Source organism: Desulfotomaculum sp. OF05-3 (genome assembly GCF_003435535.1).
In the GTDB taxonomy this organism is placed as follows: domain Bacteria; phylum Bacillota; class Clostridia; order Lachnospirales; family Lachnospiraceae; genus Pilosibacter; species Pilosibacter fragilis.
In genome coordinates this window covers 37,711-55,647 of sequence record NZ_QWGO01000005.1, presented here as the reverse complement: position 1 = coordinate 55,647, position 17,937 = coordinate 37,711, and the positions used below count along the sequence as shown (strand labels likewise).

Below are 17,937 nucleotides of genomic sequence, written 5' to 3'. Positions count from 1 at the left end.
AGAAGTTTTGCAGTTGGTTACTGTTCACGCCTTGCGCAAACAGTAACTGATTTTGCCGATGCTTCGCATTCCAAATCGGCAAAATCCACTACCACCACTGTATTGTACGGAATTTTCAGTTCAGAAAATTCCTACCCGTGTACAGTAACACGGTTGTTCCTATCCCGCGAGGATAGGCAGTGACTCTGATAGGATTTGTCAGCTTCGCTGACCAGAATCACGCGCCAAGTCTCTCGGATGTTCGACTTGAATTGCAGGGCGGCACTTTGTATACAGTTTTTCTGTCTTCTGCCGTATGCACAATATTTATATAAGGAAGGAAATCGATCCATGTCATTCATAAAAAAAGAACCAGTCCTTTCCGCGGCAGCGGTTCTGGCGGTCCTTTCCATGTTTTTTGTCGCTCCGTCACCGGAGTATCTGTCTTACATTGACTTCCGCACTCTGGCACTCCTCTTCTCCCTGATGACGGTGGTCGCCGGGCTGAAGGAGATCGGTCTGTTCCGTTATCTCGGATCATCCCTGCTCGCCGGAATGCATTCCACTCGCCAGCTTGCCTTCACCCTGACAGCACTCTGCTTTTTCTCCAGCATGCTGATCACGAACGACGTGTCCCTGATCACATTTGTCCCGTTTTCCATCCTGATCCTCAATATGGCTGGACTTCCGGAACTCATGATCCCTGTGATCGTCCTGCAGACTATCGCCGCGAACCTCGGCAGTATGGCAACACCCATCGGGAATCCACAGAACCTGTATCTCTACTCTTCCTTTGGCCTCTCTGCCGGTGAGCTTGTGGGATACATGCTGCCGTTAACGGTACTCTCAGCCCTGCTGCTTGTAGCTGCCGTTTTCCTGCTGAAAAATAAAGCCATCACCCTCAGCCGGACCTCCCTTCACCAGGACGGCTGTCCCACGAAGACTTCTCTGATCTTCTATCTGGCGCTTTTTCTCGTCTGTCTGGGCTGCGTCGTTCGGATCTATTCCTGGCCGGTCATGTTTTTCATCATCCTGGCCGCTGTTCTCATAAAGGACCGCTCGTTGTTTATCCGGGTCGACTACTTTCTGCTCCTGACATTCGTCTGCTTCTTTATCTTTATCGGCAATATGGAACGGATCCCTGCGATCTCCGGACTCCTCACGAAGCTGATCTCCGGTCATGAATTTCCGGCAGGTGTTCTCTTAAGCCAGTGCATCAGCAATGTCCCCGCAGCGATCCTGCTCTCCGGCTTTACCGGTGCAGTGCGTCCTCTGCTTTTTGGTGTGAATGTCGGCGGTCTTGGGACCCTGATCGCATCCATGGCAAGCGTGATCTCCTACCGGGCCTACGCTGAGATTCCGGAAGCAAAGTCCGGAACGTACATGATGGTATTCACCCTTTACAATCTCATATTTCTCATAATTATGTGCGCGGCGGGGTGGATGCTGCTCTCTCTGTAAATCAAGTGTGCGGATGGTTCAATCATTACGTCTGTAACAGAATTTCATATTGTGATATAGAATGCAATACTTTTTCGCTTTGTGATATTGTCCAGGATTTTTCGATTCTGGACAATATTTTTTTGCAAATTTTACGTTAAAACCAGTTTCAAGGGCTTGACATTCTGTGTGAAATTCCATATAATGAAATCAGTTCCACAATATGGTATATTGAGAGAGTAAATAGAGGAGGAGATATTCTATGGCAGACTTGATCTACGAAGTACACAACCACCTTGCACGCATCACACTGAATCGTCCGAAGCAGCTCAACTGTTTCAGCGAGGAGATGATCCGTCTCTGGACAGAAGCGTTGGAAGATGTCCGTGACAACGATGATGTATATGCACTTCTGCTTTCCGGAAACGGAAAAGCGTTCTGCGCAGGCGGTGACGTCAAGGCAATGGCAGCCGGTGACGGATTCTTCGAAAGTCATGAAGATATCTCCTCCACAGCCCTCGCAAGAAAGAATTCACTCTGGAAGGGAATCCAAAGAATTCCGCTTCTTTTAGAAGAAATCGATAAACCGGTGGTTGCCAAGATCCATGGTGCCGCAGTCGGTGCCGGTCTTGACATGGCTCTCATGTGCGATGTGCGGATCGCCGGGGAGAGTGCTTCCATGTCGGAAAGCTATTTTAATGCCGGAATTGTACCTGGTGACGGCGGAGCATATTTCCTGCCCCGTCTCGTCGGCCGGGACAAAGCTTTAGACCTGTTCTGGACAGCCCGGACCTTAAAGGGAAAAGAAGCCGCAGATATGGGTCTCGTTACCCACTGCGTCCCGGATGCAGAGCTTGACGCATTTGTGGAGCAGTATATGGAGAAGCTTCTGGCAGCGCCGCAGCAGGCTATGCGCCTCACAAAACGCGCAGTCGTACAGGGTGAGCAGAGTTCTCTGCGCGCCTCCTTAGATCTTATCTCCTCTTTCATGGGAATCGTCACCGAACTCGACGACTACCGTCAGAGGACCAGCGCCCTCGTTGCGAAAATGCAGCGGAAAGCGCAGTAAAACAGCCCATCAACAAACCTGAAAATAGAAAACCCATCACACAAGAAAAAGCTGTCCCTCGCGGGCAGCTTTTTCTTGTGGTCTCAATTCCCCGCCAGGATATTTTTTCGTAGTTTTCCGATTCACCGCTTCGCCGACCTGCTTACGGCCTTTCGGAGATCCTTCTGCCTCAGCTCTCCTGTCCGCGCTTATTGGGATCCGCTTCGTGCTTGGAAATTCCGGAAAAAATGGCTATCGTCGGTGCCGTTATCGTCCTCACAGCCGTGTCCGTGCGATCTGTTTACAGAATCTGGTCGGAGGATCATGACTGGACAGCAGCCCAAATATCATAGTAATTATCGCGAAATTTTTCTAAGGGGAATTTAAGGTTAAATTCCTTGAGAAGATGACGGAATGCAGAAACGGAAAGTTTGGAACGTTGTTGATAAAAAGCAGATCCGGTAGGAACCGAGGAATCATACTCAAAAAATTTAAGAAGTTCATGATTTAGACTTCCGCTTTCCATGGAAATAATCAGACGCATCATTTTCTTAAAATCAAGTTTGCGTTTGCGGATAAAATCTTTACCTGGATTGTAAGCGATGAATAACCTGCCGTCTTTTCATCAGCCAAGATCTGTGTAACAATCATTCTAATGAGTTTGGACAGTGGACAAGTTTGGTTCAAATCTGGACACATCCTGTCTAACACACTCATAATACACAGGAATGGAGTTGGGCAAGAATGGTTCAAAGACACCCAAGACGTACGGATCAGGAATGGATGGCGCTGATTCAGGAATGCCGCACCAGTGGTCTTACAGATAAAGCATGGTGTGAGCAACATCACATACAACGCAGCAACTTTTACTATCATATCCGGAGATTTCGAAGCATGGCTTGTGAAATACCAGATAATCCGATGTCTTCCTGCCCGGAACAGCATGAAGTTGTGGCAATTGATTTTTCTGGTGCTGATACGGTTGCAGTAGGTGAGCAACTTCCTGATCGTACCACTGTTTCCGCCCCGGCCATTCGTTTGGTCTTTTCTGGTTTTTCTGTGGAAATCCAGAATTCGGCAGCCTGCGAAACGATTCGAAACACAATCGCAGCGCTGCAGCAACTGTGTTAGGCGAACTGTCCGGCGTAGCAAAGATTTTTATCATTACCGGCCGGACAGATATGCGAAAAAGCTTTGATGGATTGATGGCCATTATTCGCGATACTTATAAGCTGGATCCTTATGCCAACGCGCTCTATCTGTTTTGCGGCAGGGACAGTCGGAAGTTAAAAGCACTCCATTATGACAAAGATGGATTTGTTCTCTACCAGAAACGTCTGGATGAGAATGGTCGTTTCCAATGGCCACGCAATGCTTCGGAAGCAAGGCTTTTAACCAGGCAGGAATTCCGCTGGCTGATGGAAGGCCTTGCAATCGACCAGCCAAAAGTCATCCGTCCTTCTAAAGAAAAGAAGGATTTCTGATTTTTGTCTAAAAAGCCGAAATTAAAAAACTTTTTTACTAGAAAAAATGAGGCTTTTTGCAATTATCCACAAGCTTTCGTGGATGCAAAAACTTATTCGTGTAATTCTGGTTTGATGTTTACGTGGATGTGGATAAGTAATCGCAAATAGCTCTGATTTTTCTATTTTCGCTTCAACTTCAGCATTGTGACTTATCGTCAAAATGACGGTGCTATTTTCCGTCCGATTTGCCAGAGCAAAATCAGTGGAGGATTCAACAGGTAGAAATGACATCTTTCTCTAAGTCTGCTAGAAGCTGTTCCGCATTGATTAGAAAATTATTTAAGCCCAGTTTGGACAAAAGAAATCGAGATTACGTTTATTACTATACTTTAAAGGAAAAAATAAACAGACTATCAAAAATAACCCAGTCCAATTATAAATCTTGTAGCTTATATGTTTTATATTTTCTTACGATTTCTTACATATCGATAAAATGCATTGTGTATTCACTCGCCCCATGATAATATCAAGACATAAAACGAATAATTTAAAAATAACGCCATTGTTTTTAGATAATTATATTTAACAAGAGGAGATGATGCCATTGAATACATAAATCATTGTAACATATTAAATAAAAATTCTAAATGAGGTGATTCTATGATAAAAAACAAGTGTTTTAAATCTTCTATTGCCGCACTAAGTATTATTTCTTTGTCTGTAATGTCAACATTTGTAGCTATGGCGACGTCACAAAACGATAGCGATTCATCAGTACTGATGAAAAATGTTGTTGAATCAGATACCAATATCCTTTCTATTGATGGAAGTGTAGATCTTGAAGAAAAAATTACACTTTGTGATATGAAGGAGATACCATGAAAAAGTTGATTAGTGATTATGAAGATGAAAAAGTAGATGCGTTGATAAGGAAAGCGGTGAAAGAGGAGGCAGAAAATATAAATGCACCAGATAGGATTAAAGAAGAAATTGATGAAAAAATAGGGAGAAATCACATTATGAGTAAAAATGTAAATAAGAAAATAGGCATCTACATATTGGCAGGAATTATCTTGCTTGTAATCATCATTGCAATTTCAGTAATTGCAACAGGGAAAAAGGTTCCGCAAAGTGGCGAAGTTTCCAATCCAACATTTACTGATGAGGATGGCAAGGTCTATGTTGCTGCTTTTCTGAAAGAGATGACAGAAAACAATTTAATGGTTGATGTGATAGAGTTTATTACAGATGACAATGAGGAAAAGATAAGAGAGTTGAACCTTACGGAAGATGATATGCCGGATGGCTATTATATATACAATCCCGATACGGAAACTATTGTATGGAAACTGGATGCACAGACAGTATATACTTTTATTGATTGGAACGGGGACTTTTCCGATTCTGAGTATCCGGAGGAATATACCACAACAGATGTGCAGGAGTTCAAAAAGTATATTGAAACATATGAGAATGCGACTCCGGGGATGCCGTTTTTCTTTCAGATAGAAGATGATGTAATAAGGCTCGTTCTGGAAAAGCCTTTCGCATGACAATGGAAGTGGCAAGATGATGATTCAGTGAAAATATCTTGTAGACTCGTATTTCTTACATCCGTCGTCAAAATATAAAAATGAGTGTTATCTTATTAGTAACAAAGTAAGTAGAAGTTACTTTGAAATTTTTATAACATGCAAAAGGGTTATATACGAAATCTGGTATTACGAAATCAGAATTTAATGCTTTTCAAAAAGAGGTCTATGACACTATTTCACCAGCAGTCTGGGGGATTCCTACAGTAGATTCGCTCATTAGTAGAGCTGAGGAATTTGCTTCCAATCATAAGGTGGATTTAAAGGCAACTAGAAGTTCTTCAGCATGGTCAGAAGTTAATGTGAGAAAATATATTGCTACGGGCTTAAATAAAGAATCGCCAGTTCTGTTGCTTACATGGAACTCGCCTATACCTGATTTGGAACAACATTGGGTTACTGTAACACGTATTTACGACGCTGGTAGTGGGACTAAAATGGTAACTTCTAACTGGGCTGGAAAAGAAATCTACGATTTTCCAACGTGGGTTAACGGGGGAAGTCTTTATAAGGGTGTAATTTATTTTGAATAAACAGGAGTATAGTCAAAATGATTACAGGGTTAATTAGCATAATAGTACCACTCCTTTTTAATTCAGTTTTTATTGGACTTGTAAGTCTCTTCTTTTTCATTTGTTGTGTTTTATTAATGACAAGAAAAGGGACATCATTCTTTCGATATCTAATGTATACATATGTTATCATTTGCTTACTATTTTTTACTTTTTTGCTATGGTGTGTAATTGGTTTTGGTAATAACACCCCCAAAGCTGCTCCTGTTCCATATTATATATAGAAAATAAGTTTCATCCAAAAGAGGGCTGTCGCCTAGCAATATTTGCTAATACGGCAGCCCTGCTTTATGTCAAAATGATATCGAAAATTAAACGCTCCATAGCAAGTACTGAACCAGTCAAAAGCCGCTTTTGCGGCTTGGCTTAATTGATCTTCTTTGGTTTTCGAATACTCTCCGGCAAATTTTTTGACCACGGGATCAGATCATCTAAGAAAGATCGGTCTGTATCATCCATATGTTTCGGAATCTCTGTCAGAAGATATTCAAAGTACTCATATGGCTTTAAATTATTCGCTTTTGCTGTTTCTGCAATGCTGTAAATGATATCGGATGATTTTGCACCATTGATGGTATCGATCATCTGCCAGTTTTTCTTACCGACACAGAATCCGCGGATCGCACGCTCGGATGCATTATTGTCCATTGGAACATCCCCATCGGTCAGGAAAACCCGGAGGTATTTTTCCTGATTTAATACATAAATGAAAGCTTCCCTCAGTTTTTCCGTACCGACTTCATTTTCGTGTTGTTTCAGGTACACAAATAAAGCATCTACCAGTGGTTTTACAACCACCTGACGCTGAACAAGTCTTTCTTTTGATGAAAGTTCTTTGAGTTTTCCTTCCTCCCGGTAGATCGCCTGGATCTGCTTTATGATCAGGAACGAATCGGCACTGACTTTTTCCAATTGCTCCTGCTGGTTCAAAAACATCTGGATCAGCATAGACTTGTCAACGCTATTTAGTTGTTCTTCTGTGTACTTGATCGCCATGGCAGGAACTCCTTTTCTTCATGAGTTCATTGTACCAGATTTTTACAGTTTCTGCCACCTGGCGGCTGTTTCCCTTTCGTCATTATGACGGTGGATAACAATACAGAACATCTGGGATATTTCCATGAAATTCCAGATGCTCTGTACTGCTATCCACAAATCCAGTGTATATTTTTTCGAAAAATCGTGTGGTTCGATTTTTGAGGATCGGATGCTGTGGATAAATGCAGTAAAACGAAACGAACGCTTTTTCATCGGTGAAACAGTGGAAATTTTTTCTCTATAATGCACAAATACTACATCAATCTTTTTGGATTGTCATTTGGGCGTATTGGATGTTTCGGTATGTCATTCAGACACTCCTTTCTGAGCAATCAGCTTTTCTCCTGTATATCTCCTCATTCGTTATAATATGGTGTATACTTTTCTACCAGTGAAAACTGTCCCATCATGCGATGAATCTTCGTTGGCGGATTTGTCATTTTGTCTCTCACTGCAAGCGTTGTTCCCTGTTCTGCCAATGCCCCAAGAACATCAATCATTCCCTGCGCTGCTGCCAGCATGGCGGAGATTGGAAATAAACCAATACAGTAATTTAATGCCTTGACCTGCTCTGTAGGAAGTCCGCCGACAAATCCTTTCTCATTCAGATTTACCATAAGCGGAATTTTGGCTTCTCTGGAAATCTTTTCCAGATTCTCCACGGACTTGATTCCATCCACATATGCATAATCGGCGCCGCACTCCTTCGCAAGATTGATTCTTCTGATTGCTTCATCGACACCAAAATCATACAACTCTGCGCACGTACGGTAGATAATCACAAAGTCATCAGAAACTGCAGTTCTCACAGCTTTGATCTTTGGTCCCATTAACTCCCAATCGATGATCTCATTTTTAGCCGGATGATTGGCTGGAAGAACTTTATCATCAATCTGAAGTCCTGCCGCTCCAAACTGCTCATACATAGCTCCGGTGTTTGCCGCCTGAATTGCATTTCCAAATCCATTGTCCGCATCTGCAATCAGTGGAGCATAAACAGATGACACAATATGTTGGATCGCTGTTCCAAATTCTGCCAGACTCAAAAATCCAAAATCCGGGCGTCCTAATACGCTGTAGGCAAGTGCTCCACCGGAAAGAAATAATGCCTGAAATCCTGCTTCCTCTGCAATCTTAGCAGAAAGGCAATCATATACACCCGGAAGTGTCAAAAAAGATGTCTCACTTAAAATTTTTCTTAATTCTTTTGCATGTTCGTTCTGCATAATCAACTCTCCTATCTGTCATATTGTCTTTTTGTTAATAAGCACTTACGAAACGCGTTTTCGTGAAAATGACTATTTTTATATCGTTTGTTGTCTTTTGATGTACATATTATACAATAACATGCTATTATTTTTCCAATACTTGTTCAAACATACTATTATGTTAAAATAAGCATCTCTCAAGGAAACTCATTTAGAGCAGGACAAACGATTCCTTGTTGATCTTTCCTTTCGTCTGAACATTTACCTCTTCAACTTGCTCTATCACGGAAACGCATAGAAAATTTCTTTCCATTTTTTATTTATACATCTATGTATCATAACCTATAACCACAAACTCTTCATTGTCACATTTCAAAAACCGTTATATAATGAATACAGCGTAACTGTTCAGCACCTCACAGTTACGCGCAAAATCCATTCCAAAGCGGCGGTGCCGATAGGATTTTTGCTTTCTATTATAATATAAGTTTTTTTACGGTCAGCGCAGTAAATGCGCAGACCTGCTGAACAGTTACAATACAGCACCAAGGTATGTACAATTTTCTTATTATCAATTTCGCAGGAGGATTTACCCATGAGCGACAAGACCGTTGTATTAAACGCAAAAAAAATGAACTTTGACGGAAATCTCGACTTTTCTGTTCTCTCTTCCGACGTGACCGTCTACGATGATACCACACCGGAACAGCTCTTAGAGCGCATTGAGGGAGCTGATATTATCGTCACAAAGGAGATGCCGGTAAACGGTGACCTGATCCGCAAATTTCCGGCTTCCGTAAAGCTGATCTGTGAGGCCGGTACCGGATACAACAATCTGGATCTTGATGCCGCAAGGGAGAAGGGGATCACCGTCTGCAATATCCCGGCATACAGCTCCGAGCGCGTAGCCCACACGGCGGTCATGATGATCTTAAATTTAAGCTCCACCATGCAGGTCCAGATGAAGATGCTGGCAAACGGAAACCATGATAACTTTACGAAAAATCTCCAGGTTCCGCACGTTGAGGTAAACGGAAAGACTTTAGGAATCATCGGTGCCGGACATATCGGAAAGACTGTAATGAAGATTGCAAAAGCTCTTGATATGAACATTCTCGTGTATACAAGAACACCGAGAGCCGACGAAGACGGCATCCGCTATGTGGATCTTGAGACAGTCTTAAAGAACAGTGACTATGTTTCCCTGCACTGCCCGTTAACTCCGCAGACAAAGCATATGATCAATAAAGAGACTCTTGCGCTCATGAAGCCGACCGCCTTCCTGATCAACACCTCCCGCGGTGCTCTCATCGATGAACCGGCTCTGATCGAAGCGCTTGAAAAGCACCAGATCGCAGGCGCAGGCCTCGACGTCCAGGAAACTGAGCCGCCGAAAGCCGACAACCCGCTCTACACCCTCGACAACGTGATCCTCACCCCGCATATGGGCTGGAAAGGACTTGAGACAAGACAGCGCCTCGTTTCCATCCTTGCCGGAAATGTAAAGGGATTCCTTGAGGGAACACCGGTGAATGTAGTTTCATAACTCAACTATAAGGAACTTTTCATCTTTTAAGATGAAATAGTTCCTTTTTTTTATTACTGTTTGCGCAAAGCGTGAATCGCAACTTATTTTTAACTACTGTACAGAAAGAATCCTTGAAATATTCTCGCAATTCATGTATGATAGAGTTATGATTTGAAAAGAGGAGGAATTCCAATGATTTGTATCAAGAACGGAACACTTCACACAGCGGTATCAAAGGAAACTTTTATCGCTGACATCCTGATCGACGGCGGAAAGATCGTAAAGATCGGAAAAGGTCTCTCTGCTGACGGCGCTGAGGTTATTGACGCTACCGGACTCCATGTTTATCCGGGATTTGTTGAGGCCCACTGCCATATCGGTCTTGACGGCTACGGGATCGGCTACGAGGGGCATGACTACAACGAACTGAATGACCCGGTAACTCCACAGGTACAGGCGATCGACGGAATCAACCCGTTTGACCCGTGTATGAAGATGGCCGCGAAAGCCGGTGTTACCTGCTTCGCAACCGGTCCAGGCAGCTCCAACTCCATTGGCGGAACCTTCGCTGCTATCAAACCGGTTGGAACCCGTGTTGACAATATGATCGTAAAATTCCCGATCGCTATGAAATGCGCTTTCGGTGAAAACCCGAAACGCTGCTACCAGAAACAGGGAATCTCCAGCCGTATGACAAATGCCGCAAAAATCCGCGAGGCTTTAAATAAAGCGAAGGTTTACAAGGCAAAGATCGAGGCTGCCGGTGATGACGCCTCCAAGCTTCCGGCTTACGACCAGAAGTCCGAAGCTCTGATCCCGGTATTAAACCATGAGATCCCGTTAAAAGCTCATGCCCATCAGGCAAACGATATCTTCACCGCGATCCGCATCGCGAAAGAATTCGGTGTCGGCCTGACTCTGGAGCATGTGACAGAGGGGCATATGATCGTGGATGAACTCGCGAAGGAAAATCTCCCGCTCGCAGTAGGTCCGACCTTCGGACATGCCTCCAAATTTGAGCTCCAGAATAAGACCTGGGAGACACCTGGCATTCTCGCGAAAGCCGGATGTCATGTTTCCATCATCACAGATGCGCCGGTAACTCCGCTCCACTACCTGCCGCTCTGCGCAGGGCTCGCTATCAAAGCCGGTATGGACGAGTATGAGGCACTCCGCGCCGTAACCATCAACCCGGCTGAGCACATTGGCATCGCTGACCGTGTCGGTTCTCTGGAAGAAGGAAAAGACGCCGATGTTGTCATTGTTGACGGCTGCCCGTTTGATGTGACAGGTGTGATCAAGCATGTGCTGATCAACGGCGAGGAAGTTTAAAGCACTAAAAAACTGAGGATTTCTGACTGCCTGTATTTGCAGTCGGAATCCTCTTTTTATTTAACCATCATATGTAAAAGTTCTCTGCTGCAGATCCTGCTGCCGGAAGTTTCCTGGATACATGGCAGCTAACGGAAAAGACCAGGAACATCTCTGCCCCTGGTCCTTCAAAAAATCCTTTATCTTTTATCCTGAATCCACATCAATCATTCTCAAATACCGGTTCTGTCGGCTCACCGTATTCTTCTTTCGTGCTCGCCGTCTCATCGTTGATCTGAGTCAAAATTCCGCTGGAATTTACCTTAAACTTGTTTCCGTCGCGGTCCTTCACCGTCGTATTCTTTGAGATACGTCCGGAGGAGTTTACAACGTAAGTCTGGTATCCGTTGCTTCCATTCGGGATACTGATCAATGCGTAACGGCTGGAGCTGTCCGCTTCCTGAAGCTTACCCATATAATAGAGATAGCCATTCTTCACACCGCTGACACCGCGTCCCGCGTAGGTTCCCTCATTAAAGTAGAAGGTCGTCTTATTTCCATCGCCTTCCTCCACTGTCATCTTTCCCTTTACGGAAATTCTGGAGGATGCATCAAAGTAATAGGAGGTGTACTCTCCTGTCGATCCGATCTGTATCTTCTTTAATCCCTTCACCGGATTTCCCTTCTGGTCAAAGAGATATGTCTTTCCGTTGATCTTGACAAAGTCACTTGTGGACGCTTTTCCGTCCTCCGGACCTGTCTTCGGTGTTCCATCTTTCTCGAAATAGTACCAGACAACCGGCTCATCCACATTGTCCTGAAGCTGTTCCGGCGGATTTAAGGAGAGCCATCCGGTGATCGACGCACCGAGAGTCGCGTTCTGGATCCCACTCTCCGCAAAATATCTCCAGTTCTCGATCGTGTCCTTACTTGCATTCTCCGGGTCACCTTCTAAATACACCCATCCGGTCTGCATCCGTCCGTCCTCGTCGAAGCAATAATATTTGCCATCGATCTTCATCACCTTATAATCGCCGCCGTTACTGCTCGTCGACGGGCTGTTCTTCTTTCCGCTCGCAGAGAAGTAGAACCAGTATTTTCCGTCGTCGCTCTCCGGTCCGTAGAGATCCTTATCCGCATCCTTCGGCTCCAGATACTTCCAGCCGGTGACCATAGCGCCGCTGGAGCTTAAATAGTAATCCCCATCCTCGGACCATCCGGTCTGCATAATTCCGTCGGAATCAAAGAGATAACTCTTTCCGTCGATCTTCTTCCAGCCGTCCTTCGTGACTTTTCCGCTGGAACTGAAATAGAACCAGTATGTCGTCCCATTATCCCTGCTGTACGGGGAAGCCAGCTGCATCCATTTATTTGACACCATGATTCCATTGGAATCCACATAGTAATCATTGTCTGCCCAGCTGTTGACCGCCATCTCGCCGCTGCTGTTCAAATATCTCCAGAGGTTGTCCGCGCCCTTTTTCCACTCATTCGTCACGCGGTTTCCGTTTTTATCAAGATACGTCCATATATTATTGGAAAGCGCCCAGCCTTCCGCTGCGTAGGCGTTCATCGTCAGACATCCGAAAGTCAGGACCGCCGCTGCTGCCAGTATTCTTAACCCTTTTTTCTTCACTCGCTCCGTCTCCTTCCTGTACCCCAAAAGGCGCATAACTATAGCCAACATCCATTCCGGATCAGCTTCGCCGATGGGATTTCTGCCTTCCGGCCGTATTTTTCATTTCGCAATACATCTGATTTTATTTTACCAGTAACTCCCTGATTATTCAACAGAAAATACCTGTCAATTCTCTTAAGTCCCCACCACAGTTCTGCCGCATTCCCGCCACAGAAAGACACATTTTCCGTTCATGTTCCCCATATTTCCGCCAACATCCCGCATTCCATCCCCACTCCTATTTGACAGTATCCCCCGAATCTATTATACTGGTATATCATAGGCATTTTATGCCCCTGATCCGTTTTTACGCAAAAAAAGTCTAAAGAAAGAGATGGAATACAATTATGTGGATAGCAGATGGATGGAAGGACTATGAAGTCATCGACTGTTCCGGCGGTGAAAAGCTGGAACGTTGGGGAAAATATATTCTGGTCCGTCCGGATCCCCAGGTCATCTGGGATACCGATAAAAAGGCACCACAGTGGAGAAAGATGAACGGCCACTACCACAGAAGCTCCAAAGGCGGCGGCGAGTGGGAATTCTTCAGTCTCCCGGAGCAGTGGAGCATCAACTACAAAGGCCTGACCTTCCAGTTAAAGCCCTTCAGCTTTAAGCACACCGGTCTTTTCCCGGAACAGGCGGCAAACTGGGACTGGTTTGGCGAAAAGATCAAAAACGCGGGACGCCCGGTCAAAGTCTTAAACCTCTTCGCCTACACCGGCGGAGCGACACTGGCAGCCGCGAAAGCCGGAGCTTCCGTGACCCACGTTGACGCCTCCAAGGGCATGGTCGCCTGGGCAAAGGAAAACGCGAAGTCCAGCGGCCTTGAGGACGCGCCGATCCGCTGGATCGTGGATGACTGCGTAAAATTCGTAGAGCGTGAGATCCGCCGTGGAAACCACTATGACGCAATCATCATGGACCCGCCCTCCTACGGAAGGGGCCCGAAGGGCGAGATCTGGAAGATCGAGGACGCGATCTACCCGCTCGTAAAACTCTGCGCGAAGCTCCTCTCCGACAAGCCGTTATTCTACCTGATCAACTCCTACACAACCGGACTTGCTCCGGCCGTACTGACTTATATGCTCGGAACAGCCGTTGTTCCGCAGTTCGGCGGAACTGTAAGCTCCGAGGAGATCGGACTTCCGGTTACAAGTTCCAAACTTGTACTCCCGTGCGGCGCTTCCGGACGCTGGGAAGCGTAATTAATTGAAAGGACCGGTAAACATATGAAGATCATCATTGTCGGCTGCGGAAAGGTCGGCGTGAGCCTTGCAGAGCGCTTAAGCGCCGAGGGCCACGATCTCGTTATGGTCGATATGAATCCGCAGAAAGTGGAACATCTTTCCAACCAGTTTGACGCCCTGGGAATCGTTGGAAACGGCGCCAGCTTTAATATCCAACAGGAAGCCGGAGTGGAAAATGCGGACCTCTTTATCGCTGTCACCGGCGAGGACGAATTAAACCTCCTCTGCTGCCTGATGGCGAAGAAGACCGGACACTGTGACACCATCGCCCGCGTAAGAAACCCGCTCTATAATAAGGAGATCCGCTTCATTCAGGAAAAGCTCGGACTCTCCATGATCATCAACCCGGAGCTGACGGCGGCCAGAGAGATCTTAAAGCTCTTAAAATTCCCGTCCGCCATCAAGATCGACACCTTCGCAAAGGGACGTGTCGAGCTTCTCCGCTTCCGCTTAAAGCCGGAGATCGGGTTCGGCGGAAAAACTGTCATGGATATCATGCGGCAGTTAAAATGCGATGTCCTGATCTGTGCCGTTGAGCGCGGATCCGAGGTCGTGATCCCGAACGGAAGCTTTGTCCTTCAGGATACGGATATCCTCTCTATCGTGGGATCTCTGGAAAATACGGCTCAGTTTTTTGAAAAGATCGGTCTCCGCTCAAAATCCGTAAAAAATTCCCTGATCATCGGCGGCGGCACCATCGCCCACTATCTGGCCCAGGACCTCTTAAAGATCGGGTTCCGCGTCCGGATCATCGAGCAGCGGAAAGAGCGCTGCGATTACTTAAGCGAGGTGATTCCCGGTGCTGATATCATAAACGGGGACGGAAGTGATCGGGATCTTCTTCTGGAAGAAGGCCTGACCTACGCTGATTCCCTTGTGGCCCTCACCGGACTTGACGAGGAGAATATCTTCCTCGCCCTCTACGGAAAGCTCCACTCCAATGCAAAGCTCATCGCAAAGGTCAACAAGATCGCCTTCGATGACGTGATCGACAGCTTCGGTATCGACAGCATCATCTACCCGAAGTACCTGACGGCAGATTATATCCTACAGTACGTCCGTGCCCGCCAGAACACCATCGGCTGCAACGTGGAAACGCTGTATAAGATCCTGGATGGCCGTGCCGAAGCACTGGAATTCTCCATCAAGGAGGATTCCGCTGTCACGAATGTGCCGCTTATGGACTTAAACTTAAAGGACAACCTTCTGATCTGCTGCATCAACCGCAACGGTCAGATCCTCACCCCCCGTGGTCAGAATATAATCAAGGTCGGGGATACCGTGATTCTCGTGACCACAAACCGCGGTCTCGGTGATATCCGGGATATCTTAAAATCATAAAGGAGCGATTCCATGAATTATTCGATGATCTTTTATATTATCGGCTGGATTCTGGACGTGGAGGCGGCGCTTCTTGTGCCATCCCTGGCAGTCTCCCTGATTTACCATGAAAGCTGCGCACTGGCATTCTTCATCACGATCGTCCTCTGCCTGATCCCAGGTGTGATCCTTGTCCGCAAGCAGCCGAAAAACAAGGTATTCTACGCAAGGGAAGGTTCCGTGACGGTTGCCTTAAGCTGGATCGTCATGAGTATCATGGGTTCCATCCCGTTCCTCTTAAGCGGATCCATCACAAATCCGGTGGATGCCCTGTTTGAGACTGTGTCTGGATTTACGACGACCGGTGCCAGTATTCTTCCCGCCGTGGAACCGCTTCAGCACGGCATCCTGTTCTGGAGGAGCTTTACACACTGGATCGGTGGTATGGGAGTTCTCGTGTTCCTTCTCTGCCTGCTTCCGCTTACCGGAAGCGGCTATCATATGAACCTCATGAAGGCAGAGAGCCCGGGCCCCTCTGTCACAAAGCTGGTCCCGAAGGTGCAGTCCACCGCAAAGATCCTCTATGGGCTCTATCTCTTCCTCACGGTTCTGGAGTTTATTCTCCTGCTTGTGGGACGGATGCCGGTGTTTGATTCCCTGTGTACCGTTTTCGGTACCGCGGGAACCGGAGGCTTCGGCATCAAGAACGACAGCTTCGGAAGCTATTCCACCTACCTTCAGGGCGTAGTTACCGTGTTTATGATCCTCTTTGGCATCAACTTTAACGTGTACTTCCTCTTCTATATGAAAAAGCCGAAGGAAGCACTGCGCTGCGAGGAGGCGCGATGGTACCTCGGGATCATTGCCACGTCGATCCTCGTCATCACGTTTTTTGTCCGGGATTTCTTCGACAGCCTGTTCCTCGCGTTCCACCATGTCGCGTTTCAGGTTGCTTCCATCATCACGACCACCGGCTTCGCCACCGTGGATTTTAACCTCTGGCCAACGATCCCGAAAACGATCCTGGTGCTCTTAATGTTTATCGGTGCCTGCGCGGGAAGTACCGGCGGCGGCATTAAGGTGTCCCGTGTCGTGCTGTTATTCCGGTCCCTGACAAAGGAGCTCTCCCAGAGTCTCCATCCGAATCAGATCCGCAAGATCCATTTTGAGGGACGCGCGGTGGATCATGTGGTCCTCCGCTCCGTAAATGTCTTCATGGCGGCATACATCCTGATCTTCGCGATCTCCGTGCTGCTCATCGGCATCGACAACTTCGATCTTGTGACAAACTTTACCGCCGTCGCGGCGACCTTAAACAACATCGGACCGGGATTGGAACTTGTAGGCCCGGCCCAGAACTTCGGGCTCTTCTCCAACTTCTCCAAGCTGGTTCTGACCTTTGATATGCTTGCCGGACGTCTGGAGCTCTTTCCGCTGCTGCTGCTTTTCTATCGGGGTACCTGGAAGAGATTCTAATTAAGCAAACATTCCCGATAATAGATGTAATTTTGACAATTTGACTGATCCGTGTTGAAAAATCTGATTGTCGGAAATAAAAAGTGGATATCCCAGAGTCACATCATGGACTCTGGATATCCACTTTCCTTTTTGTTTTTCTGTCTTTTTTCCACCGGACAGCGGGCAGGCGGGCATCACCGCTTCCCTATCATATTTATCTATGACGCTCAATCGTCCATATTGTATCACCCAAGTGCCACATCAAGCATCATCATCAATGCAAACCCGACCGCGAACCCGATGGTTCCTATATTCGAGTGCTCTCCCTCCGCGGTCTCCGGGATCAGCTCCTCCACGACCACATACATCATGGCACCTGCAGCGAAGGCGAGAAGATACGGCAGGACCGGAGCGAGGATCCTGTACATCAAAACGGTGAGAATTGCTGCCACTGGCTCTACAACGCCTGAAAGTGTTCCATATAGAAATGCACGGTTGCTGCTCATCCCCTCACCCTTGAGCGGCAGGGAAATGATCGCCCCCTCCGGGAAGTTCTGGATCGCGATCCCGACGGACAGGGCAAACGCACCGGCTAACGTGATCCCGCTGTTTGCCGTAAGAAGTCCCGCGAACATGACACCGACCGCCATTCCTTCCGGAATATTATGAAGGGTCACCGCAAGGACAAGCATCGTATTTTTTTTTAACGTACAGGACGGACCTTCCGGTTCGTCGCACCCGATGTGAAGATGAGGCACATGTCCATCAAGGAACAGCAGGAACAGGATGCCGCAAAAGAATCCGGTCACCGCAGGCAGAAACGCCAGGCGTCCCAGATCCGCGGAAAGATTCATGGACGGGATCAGAAGCGACCACACGGATGCCGCCACCATGACACCGGACGCAAAGCCCAGAAGGCCTTTTTCCACATTCTGCCGGATCCCATTCCTCATAAAATATACGCACGCAGCCCCAAGCGTCGTCCCCGCAAACGGGATCATGATCCCAAGAATAATATTTCCGATATTTTCCATCGTTATTTATCTCCT

15 protein-coding genes are annotated in these 17,937 nt (G+C 46.6%); 11 read left to right on the top strand and 4 right to left on the bottom strand.

All coding sequences use genetic code 11. From position 1 onward, the window contains the following. Positions 1-330 precede the first annotated feature (330 nt). The 6 genes from DXA87_RS04275 to DXA87_RS04250 all read left to right on the top strand — a co-directional run bounded on the left by DXA87_RS04275 (position 331) and on the right by DXA87_RS04250 (position 5,486). A complete protein-coding gene (locus DXA87_RS04275) occupies positions 331-1,440 on the top strand; it encodes an SLC13 family permease (RefSeq protein WP_117503390.1) in 1,110 nt (369 codons plus the stop codon). A gap of 241 nt (positions 1,441-1,681) precedes the next feature. Continuing rightward, a complete protein-coding gene (locus DXA87_RS04270) occupies positions 1,682-2,488 on the top strand; it encodes an enoyl-CoA hydratase-related protein (protein ID WP_021905215.1) in 807 nt (268 codons plus the stop codon). 723 nt (positions 2,489-3,211) lie between these two features. Then, entirely contained in the window at positions 3,212-3,598 is a 387-nt protein-coding gene (locus DXA87_RS17790) for an IS66 family insertion sequence element accessory protein TnpB (protein ID WP_147324197.1), read from the top strand. Continuing rightward, on the top strand, positions 3,592-3,951 hold the full coding sequence (gene tnpB / locus DXA87_RS04260) for an IS66 family insertion sequence element accessory protein TnpB (RefSeq protein ID WP_147324196.1): 360 nt from the start codon (positions 3,592-3,594) through the stop codon (positions 3,949-3,951). Before DXA87_RS17790 ends, tnpB begins: the two co-directional genes overlap by 7 nt. Before the next feature lie 642 nt (positions 3,952-4,593). Next, entirely contained in the window at positions 4,594-4,815 is a 222-nt protein-coding gene (locus tag DXA87_RS04255; protein WP_117470087.1) for a hypothetical protein, read from the top strand. Then, the gene (locus DXA87_RS04250) at positions 4,812-5,486 is read left to right on the top strand and encodes a hypothetical protein (protein WP_117470088.1); all 675 of its coding nucleotides are present in this window, start codon (positions 4,812-4,814) and stop codon (positions 5,484-5,486) included. Before DXA87_RS04255 ends, DXA87_RS04250 begins: the two co-directional genes overlap by 4 nt. 977 nt (positions 5,487-6,463) lie before the next feature. Here the strand turns inward: DXA87_RS04250 and DXA87_RS04240 are convergent. Together DXA87_RS04240 and DXA87_RS04235 are read right to left on the bottom strand one after the other, a co-directional pair. Then, positions 6,464-7,093: a transposase gene (locus tag DXA87_RS04240; RefSeq protein ID WP_015552708.1), complete on the bottom strand. Its 630-nt coding sequence runs from the start codon at positions 7,091-7,093 to the stop codon at positions 6,464-6,466. A 398-nt stretch (positions 7,094-7,491) separates the two neighbouring features. Beyond that, on the bottom strand, positions 7,492-8,361 hold the full coding sequence (locus DXA87_RS04235) for an isocitrate lyase/phosphoenolpyruvate mutase family protein (protein WP_117503389.1): 870 nt from the start codon (positions 8,359-8,361) through the stop codon (positions 7,492-7,494). 577 nt (positions 8,362-8,938) lie between these two features. Here DXA87_RS04235 and DXA87_RS04230 point away from each other — a divergent pair. Together DXA87_RS04230 and DXA87_RS04225 are read left to right on the top strand one after the other, a co-directional pair. Further along, entirely contained in the window at positions 8,939-9,889 is a 951-nt protein-coding gene (locus tag DXA87_RS04230) for an NAD(P)-dependent oxidoreductase (protein ID WP_015552710.1), read from the top strand. A 174-nt stretch (positions 9,890-10,063) separates the two neighbouring features. Beyond that, entirely contained in the window at positions 10,064-11,203 is a 1,140-nt protein-coding gene (locus DXA87_RS04225) for an amidohydrolase (RefSeq protein ID WP_199537902.1), read from the top strand. Positions 11,204-11,405: 202 nt separating this feature from the next. Here the strand turns inward: DXA87_RS04225 and DXA87_RS04220 are convergent, their stop codons facing one another. Then, the gene (locus DXA87_RS04220) at positions 11,406-12,818 is read right to left on the bottom strand and encodes a cell wall-binding protein (protein WP_117484726.1); all 1,413 of its coding nucleotides are present in this window, start codon (positions 12,816-12,818) and stop codon (positions 11,406-11,408) included. Between the two features lie 389 nt (positions 12,819-13,207). On the opposite strand from DXA87_RS04220, the gene DXA87_RS04215 reads away from it, so the two are divergent. The 3 genes from DXA87_RS04215 to DXA87_RS04205 are packed head-to-tail and all read left to right on the top strand — an operon-like array spanning position 13,208 to position 16,906. Beyond that, entirely contained in the window at positions 13,208-14,068 is an 861-nt protein-coding gene (locus DXA87_RS04215; RefSeq protein ID WP_015552713.1) for a class I SAM-dependent methyltransferase, read from the top strand. A gap of 24 nt (positions 14,069-14,092) precedes the next feature. After that, positions 14,093-15,451 carry a Trk system potassium transporter TrkA gene (gene trkA / locus DXA87_RS04210; RefSeq protein ID WP_117472217.1) on the top strand — a complete coding sequence of 453 codons (1,359 nt, stop codon included), beginning with the start codon at positions 14,093-14,095 and terminating at the stop codon, positions 15,449-15,451. A 12-nt stretch (positions 15,452-15,463) separates the two neighbouring features. Beyond that, entirely contained in the window at positions 15,464-16,906 is a 1,443-nt protein-coding gene (locus DXA87_RS04205; RefSeq protein WP_117485118.1) for a TrkH family potassium uptake protein, read from the top strand. 227 nt (positions 16,907-17,133) lie between these two features. Here DXA87_RS04205 and DXA87_RS04200 read toward each other — a convergent pair whose 3' ends face one another. Beyond that, positions 17,134-17,922, bottom strand: coding sequence for a ZIP family metal transporter (locus tag DXA87_RS04200; protein WP_117503388.1), 789 nt, complete (start codon positions 17,920-17,922; stop codon positions 17,134-17,136). Positions 17,923-17,937 lie beyond the last annotated feature (15 nt).

Bases quoted from the DNA above. Each gene is read 5' to 3' on its own strand.
- DXA87_RS04205 (WP_117485118.1), top strand. From the start codon at position 15,464: ATGAATTATTCGATGATCTTTTATATTATCGGCTGGATTCTGGACGTG.
- DXA87_RS04270 (WP_021905215.1), top strand. From the start codon at position 1,682: ATGGCAGACTTGATCTACGAAGTACACAACCACCTTGCACGCATCACA.
- DXA87_RS04255 (WP_117470087.1), top strand. From the start codon at position 4,594: ATGATAAAAAACAAGTGTTTTAAATCTTCTATTGCCGCACTAAGTATT.
- DXA87_RS04230 (WP_015552710.1), top strand. From the start codon at position 8,939: ATGAGCGACAAGACCGTTGTATTAAACGCAAAAAAAATGAACTTTGAC.
- DXA87_RS04200 (WP_117503388.1), bottom strand. From the start codon at position 17,922: ATGGAAAATATCGGAAATATTATTCTTGGGATCATGATCCCGTTTGCG.
- DXA87_RS04275 (WP_117503390.1), top strand. From the start codon at position 331: ATGTCATTCATAAAAAAAGAACCAGTCCTTTCCGCGGCAGCGGTTCTG.
- DXA87_RS04225 (WP_199537902.1), top strand. From the start codon at position 10,064: ATGATTTGTATCAAGAACGGAACACTTCACACAGCGGTATCAAAGGAA.
- DXA87_RS17790 (WP_147324197.1), top strand. From the start codon at position 3,212: ATGGTTCAAAGACACCCAAGACGTACGGATCAGGAATGGATGGCGCTG.
- trkA (WP_117472217.1), top strand. From the start codon at position 14,093: ATGAAGATCATCATTGTCGGCTGCGGAAAGGTCGGCGTGAGCCTTGCA.
- DXA87_RS04235 (WP_117503389.1), bottom strand. From the start codon at position 8,361: ATGCAGAACGAACATGCAAAAGAATTAAGAAAAATTTTAAGTGAGACA.
- DXA87_RS04240 (WP_015552708.1), bottom strand. From the start codon at position 7,093: ATGGCGATCAAGTACACAGAAGAACAACTAAATAGCGTTGACAAGTCT.
- DXA87_RS04215 (WP_015552713.1), top strand. From the start codon at position 13,208: ATGTGGATAGCAGATGGATGGAAGGACTATGAAGTCATCGACTGTTCC.
- DXA87_RS04250 (WP_117470088.1), top strand. From the start codon at position 4,812: ATGAAAAAGTTGATTAGTGATTATGAAGATGAAAAAGTAGATGCGTTG.